This window comes from Bacillus cereus group sp. BfR-BA-01381, from assembly GCF_022663555.1.
Taxonomy (GTDB): Bacteria; Bacillota; Bacilli; order Bacillales; family Bacillaceae_G; genus Bacillus_A; species Bacillus_A pacificus.
On sequence record NZ_JAKUFR010000153.1, the window covers coordinates 1 to 5,915 of the forward strand.

A 5,915-nucleotide genomic window follows, 5' to 3' on the forward strand; every position below is an offset into this window, starting at 1 on the left:
AACTGGCCTCACTAATTCAAATTGTTCTCCTAGTTTTGCGTAGTTGTGTCCTGCTAGGCGGCTTACTGGTTTTAGTCCTTCTGCATGAATGCGTCCATTTTCGTATAGATGGTCTGCGACGTGGAAACGAACGACGCGTCCGATTAGTAGATCGCAAGCCGGTGAGTCTTCTGTTCCGCCGAGAGGGATTGCGCGTTCTAGTACGCATTCCATTCGAATATTTGCTTCTTTTACACCTGGAACGGAGATGACATCACTTTCAATTGGTGTTAATTTTGCTAGTTCAATTTCACTTTCATTTGGAGGGAGATTAGCTGCTGTTTCGTTAATTGCCGCTACGTATGATTCATCAGAGATATGTACGACAAATTCCCCTTTTTCAATTGCGTTTCGGGAAGTGTCCTTTCTTTCTCCAGCTTTTCGTTGTACAGAAACTGAAATAAGTGGTGGATTTGCAGCAACGATGTTGAAGTAACTATATGGTGCGCCGTTTAATACGCCGTCTTTTGTTACAGAAGTAACGAATGCGACAGGGCGTGGGATGATACTTCCCGTTAATAATTTGTAATTCTCTTTTTCCGATTGTTCATTTGGATTAATGGATAACATGATTGAAATCCCCTTTCTAAATATGACGACTTATTGTTTGTTTACAAGATGTTAGTGGAAAACTCCTGCTGAAAATAATATTTTTATTACATAAAAAGAACTTACTTCAACCACAATGAAGTAAGTTCCACCTAAATAATCTCGAATTCAAGATAAAAATTATAGTAAAACGTATGCGCCAGGACCGATTAAAGCTACACCGATAGCAACAGCGATTAACATTAAGTTATATTCATATCCATTTTGAGTTACCCAGTAACCGTTTTTTCCATGAACAGTGAATATCGCCATTAACATTGTTCCAACGATAAATAATGAACCGATTGCAGTGAAAATACCTGATGCGAATAAGAAACCACCTAATAATTCAGTTGCGCCAGCCATAAATGCCATAAATACACCAGGGCGTAAACCGATTGATTCCATCCAGCCACCTGTTCCTTTTAAACCGTAACCGCCGAACCAACCAAATAATTTTTGAGCACCATGACCCATGAATGTAATACCTATAATAAGACGAATAATAAGAAGACCGAAATCCATCATTTTTGAAAACCTCCTAAAAGTTATTAACTTACCTTACGTAAGTAATAATAAAATAGTTACTTACTTTAGTCAAGTGGATTTCGAAAAAAGTTTGAAAAAAATTTTACAAATTAACAACAAAAAATAAAATGTAGTAAAGACCTCTAGACAAGTTGGGTAAAAAAAGAGAAAATATAAGTAGAAGTTAACTTCTTATTGTTATTCAGACAATCAGAATTGACTGGAATTTTGTGAGACGCTACAATAAGAGTCTAGTAGTAATGACGTAATTTATTTCGAAAGCGTTTTTACAGTATAATATTCGAAGTATGAGGTCTTACGTTTATTCTGATCTTTAATAGAGATTGCCCTATAAACTTTTAGGTAAATTATAAGGAGGACTATCCTATGTTTAAAAAATTATTCGGTCTTGGTTCAAAAACAAATGAAGAAACAATCGTAGCTCCATTAACTGGAGCAGTGAAAAATATTGAAGAAGTACCAGATCCAGTATTCGCTGGTCGTATGATGGGTGACGGTGTTGCAATCGATCCTACTGAAGGTGTAGTTGTATCTCCAGTTGATGGCGAAATCGTACAATTATTCCACACGAAACATGCAATTGGAATTAAAGCGAAAAACGGTACAGAAATTTTAATCCACGTTGGATTAGAAACTGTAAAAATGGAAGGCGAAGGTTTTGAAGCTCACGTTTCTGAAGGACAAGCTGTAAAAGCTGGAGATAAATTAATCTCATTCGACTTAGAATTAATTCGTGAAAAAGCGAAAAGCACAATTACTCCAATCGTTATTACAAACACAGATGCAGCTGAGTCTATTAAGACAACTGTAGGTGTAACTGCTACAAAAGGTTCAACAGAAGTAATGAAAGTTACAATGAAATAATTATCACATGAAAGGAATCCGTTTCGTATGAAATGGATTCCTTATTTTGTTTTGTAGTCTGTTCCTTATATATGGTAAAATACTTTGGGCACTTGGAAATAGGGTTTCACATATATGTGGATAAGGCGCATTTTTCTTAGAAAAAATATAAGAGAAATGCGCCTTTCGTATATTCACATTTCTTTTGTTCTATTGTAATGTACGCTATGATAAAAGGAAGGAAATAGAGAAAAGGGGTGGGTTTAGATGAAACGAGTATTATTTGTTTGCACTGGAAATACATGCCGTAGTCCGATGGCTGAGGCGTTACTGCGCCATTATGGAGAAGGTAAGTTTGAAGTGCAATCTGCTGGTGTTTTCGCCTATCCTGGAAGTGATGCGTCGGTACATGCAAAGGAAGCTTTAGCTGAAAAGGGAATTGCAATCGATCATGCTTCGCAGCAGGTAAACGAAGCCTTAATTGATTGGGCAGATATTGTAGTAACAATGACGGAAAACCATAAGCAAATTATCCTTGGGCATTATCCGAGTGTTGAAGGGAAAGTAGATACATTATATGGAGTAACTGAGGGGATGAGTAAGGATATTTCAGATCCATTCGGCGGCTCTCTCTCTATTTATAAAGAAACGTTAGAAGAGATGGAAAAACTTGTACAAACTTTACTGAAAAAACATTCAGAAGGTTGATGTTTCGTGTATAATACGATATTGGAGATCACTTCGTCCCATTAAAGGATCAAGTGAGAAATGAAGATAATGGATTGAAACTTTGGAGGGGTAAAAATGAAAGTAGTAGTAGCATCTGATCACGGCGGTATGAATATCCGTAAAGAACTTGTAAGTTTATTAGAAGAGTTGAATATTGAATATATTGATTTAGGTTGTGAATGTGAAGCTGGTTCTGTTGATTACCCTGATTTTGCGTTTCCAGCGGCTGAAATGGTAGCGAATGGCGAAGTAGACCGTGGTATTTTAGTTTGTGGGACAGGCATCGGTATGTCAATTGCTGCAAACAAAGTAAATGGTATTCGTTGTGCGTTAGTTCATGATACTTTCAGTGCGAGAGCAACGAGAGAGCATAACGATACAAACATGTTAGCAATGGGCGAGCGTGTAATTGGTGCTGGTCTAGCACGTGACATCGCAAAAATTTGGTTAACAACTGAATTTGAAGGCGGCCGTCACGAAAACCGCGTAGGAAAAATTAAAACATACGAAGCAAAGTAATAGATTCTAACTAGAAGCAGTAGGAAATATAATTTGGTGAACCAACCTGTGAAAGGAAGAGGCGTAATGACAGAAATCGTAAAGGTAAGAGAACAGCTACAAATTTCGCTTTCTGATTTCCAAGAACAAACTTCATTACAAAGTGGTCAAATTTTTGTAGTGGGGTGTAGTACGAGCGAAGTGCTAGGAGAAAGAATTGGGACATCAGGAACGATGGAAGTAGCAGAGGCGATTTTTTCTGAGTTAAAACAATTTCAAGAACAAACAGGTATTGAGTTGGCGTTTCAATGTTGTGAGCATTTAAACCGTGCTTTAGTAGTTGAGAAAGAGTTGGCGATGAAATATCAATTTGAAATTGTAACAGTTACGCCTGTTAGATCAGCAGGTGGTGCATTAGCAACATATGCTTATCACAATTTGAAAGATCCGGTAGTAATTGAGTTTATTAAAGCAGATGCGGGAATGGATATTGGTGATACATTTATCGGTATGCATTTAAAGCACGTAGCTGTTCCGGTTCGTACTAGTGTGAAGGAAATTGGAAGTGCACATGTAACGATGGCAACAACACGTGGAAAACTAATTGGTGGAGCACGTGCTGTTTATGCGGCGAAGGAAGAGAGTATCACTTGCCGTTAAAGTTACGAATAAGGTATGTTGTCTGACTTTATCATAGAAGAAAGAAAAGACCGATTTTCGGTCTTTTTTTTCTTTTATGATATAGAAAGTCATGTTAGAATGTAGTTGAAAACATGAAGGTTCGAAAGAATTACAACCTGAATTTTCGTTTTTTCTGAATAAATAAGAAAAAACTGTTGGGAATCGATGTAATTCGTTCAGAAAAGGGGGATTTTGGTGGATCATTTAAAACGTCAAGATGAAAAGGTATTTGCTGCAATTGAGGCAGAACTAGGAAGACAGCGTTCGAAGATTGAGTTAATTGCTTCGGAAAACTTCGTAAGTGAAGCAGTAATGGAGGCGCAAGGTTCTGTTTTAACGAATAAGTATGCTGAAGGATATCCTGGGAAACGTTACTATGGTGGTTGTGAACACGTAGACGTAGTAGAAGATATCGCACGTGATCGCGTGAAAGAAATTTTCGGCGCAGAGCACGTAAATGTTCAACCGCATTCTGGTGCACAAGCGAACATGGCAGTATACTTCACGATTTTAGAGCAAGGCGATACAGTACTTGGTATGAATTTATCTCATGGTGGTCACTTAACACACGGAAGCCCTGTTAACTTCAGTGGAGTACAATATAATTTCGTAGAATATGGCGTGGATGCTGAATCTCACCGTATTAATTACGATGATGTATTAGCAAAAGCGAAAGAACATAAACCAAAATTAATCGTTGCAGGTGCAAGTGCATACCCTCGTGTTATCGATTTCAAACGATTCCGTGAGATTGCAGATGAAGTGGGCGCATACTTAATGGTTGATATGGCACATATCGCAGGTTTAGTAGCGGCTGGTTTACATCCAAATCCAGTGCCACATGCACATTTCGTTACAACAACAACACATAAAACATTACGTGGTCCACGTGGTGGTATGATTTTATGTGAAGAGCAATTTGCAAAACAAATTGATAAATCAATCTTCCCTGGTATTCAAGGTGGTCCACTTATGCACGTAATCGCTGCAAAAGCTGTTGCGTTTGGTGAGGCACTTCAAGATGATTTCAAAACATATGCACAAAATATCATTAACAATGCGAACCGCTTAGCTGAAGGTCTTCAAAAAGAAGGACTTACACTTGTTTCTGGTGGAACAGACAATCACTTAATCCTAATTGATGTTCGTAACCTAGAAATCACAGGTAAAGTAGCAGAGCACGTATTAGACGAAGTTGGTATTACAGTGAACAAAAATACAATTCCATTTGAAACAGCAAGCCCATTTGTAACAAGTGGTGTACGTATCGGTACAGCAGCTGTAACATCTCGTGGTTTCGGCTTAGAAGAAATGGATGAAATTGCGTCACTTATTGCTTACACATTAAAAAATCATGAAAATGAAGCTGCATTAGAAGAAGCACGTAAGCGTGTAGAAGCGTTAACGAGCAAATTCCCAATGTACACAGATCTATAATAGATTGAAGAAGGCTGCTGAGACGTAATTGTTTTAGCAGTCTTTTTTGTGGACATATATTGTTCTTTAAGTATGTATACAAATGATGAATAAATTTTGGCGATATAATGAAGGATACAGCTCCCATAATTGGTAAAGATACTAGATAGATTCATCGGAAATCATGACTTTTCCAAATTTGCCCTTGAATATTAGTAGCGTTTTCTTTACAATCGTAAATAGTGTAAAAAAGCGTGCAAACGCATGAATATCATCTAAAGGAGAGATTCACATGGGAAAACTGTATGTATTTGATCACCCGTTAATTCAACATAAGATTACATATATTCGCGACAAGAATACAGGTACGAAAGATTTTCGTGAATTAGTGGACGAAGTAGCAAGCTTAATGGCTTTTGAAATTACTCGCGACCTTCCACTTAAAGACATTGAAATTGAGACGCCTGTAAGCAAAGCGACAACAAAAGTGATCGCTGGTAAAAAACTTGGTTTAATTCCGATTTTACGTGCAGGTTTAGGAATGGTTGATGGAATTCTGAAATTAATTCCAG

Annotated in this window: 8 protein-coding genes; 6 read left to right on the forward strand and 2 right to left on the reverse strand. The window is 37.6% G+C overall.

The genetic code is table 11. The annotated features are described in order from the left end of the window. Positions 1–609, reverse strand: a 609-nt coding sequence (locus MR079_RS27270; protein ID WP_014893403.1) for a flavin reductase family protein, incomplete at its 3' end; no start/stop codon positions are given. 159 nt (positions 610–768) lie between these two features. Further along, a complete protein-coding gene (locus MR079_RS27275; protein WP_000968618.1) occupies positions 769–1,155 on the reverse strand; it encodes a DoxX family protein in 387 nt (128 codons plus the stop codon). A 387-nt stretch (positions 1,156–1,542) separates the two neighbouring features. Between MR079_RS27275 and MR079_RS27280 the strand changes: the two genes are divergently transcribed. From MR079_RS27280 to upp, 6 genes are all read left to right on the forward strand, one after another. Then, positions 1,543–2,040 carry a PTS sugar transporter subunit IIA gene (locus MR079_RS27280; RefSeq protein WP_000473666.1) on the forward strand — a complete coding sequence of 166 codons (498 nt, stop codon included), beginning with the start codon at positions 1,543–1,545 and terminating at the stop codon, positions 2,038–2,040. 246 nt (positions 2,041–2,286) lie between these two features. Continuing rightward, a complete protein-coding gene (locus MR079_RS27285) occupies positions 2,287–2,727 on the forward strand; it encodes a low molecular weight protein arginine phosphatase (protein ID WP_048552899.1) in 441 nt (146 codons plus the stop codon). A gap of 96 nt (positions 2,728–2,823) precedes the next feature. Continuing rightward, entirely contained in the window at positions 2,824–3,267 is a 444-nt protein-coding gene (gene rpiB / locus MR079_RS27290) for a ribose 5-phosphate isomerase B (protein WP_000869919.1), read from the forward strand. A gap of 66 nt (positions 3,268–3,333) precedes the next feature. After that, positions 3,334–3,906 carry a TIGR01440 family protein gene (locus tag MR079_RS27295; RefSeq protein ID WP_073530503.1) on the forward strand — a complete coding sequence of 191 codons (573 nt, stop codon included), beginning with the start codon at positions 3,334–3,336 and terminating at the stop codon, positions 3,904–3,906. Between the two features lie 216 nt (positions 3,907–4,122). Next, positions 4,123–5,364, forward strand: a complete 1,242-nt coding sequence (gene glyA / locus MR079_RS27300) for a serine hydroxymethyltransferase (RefSeq protein ID WP_000349818.1) — start codon at positions 4,123–4,125, stop codon at positions 5,362–5,364. Between the two features lie 271 nt (positions 5,365–5,635). After that, a partial coding sequence (gene upp / locus MR079_RS27305; protein WP_242294996.1) for a uracil phosphoribosyltransferase occupies positions 5,636–5,915 on the forward strand: 280 nt, incomplete at its 3' end.

Excerpts from the sequence above, each read along its gene's own strand:
- MR079_RS27275 (WP_000968618.1), bottom strand. The coding sequence starts at position 1,155 with ATGATGGATTTCGGTCTTCTTATTATTCGTCTTATTATAGGTATTACA.
- MR079_RS27280 (WP_000473666.1), top strand. The coding sequence starts at position 1,543 with ATGTTTAAAAAATTATTCGGTCTTGGTTCAAAAACAAATGAAGAAACA.
- MR079_RS27285 (WP_048552899.1), top strand. The coding sequence starts at position 2,287 with ATGAAACGAGTATTATTTGTTTGCACTGGAAATACATGCCGTAGTCCG.
- rpiB (WP_000869919.1), top strand. The coding sequence starts at position 2,824 with ATGAAAGTAGTAGTAGCATCTGATCACGGCGGTATGAATATCCGTAAA.
- MR079_RS27295 (WP_073530503.1), top strand. The coding sequence starts at position 3,334 with ATGACAGAAATCGTAAAGGTAAGAGAACAGCTACAAATTTCGCTTTCT.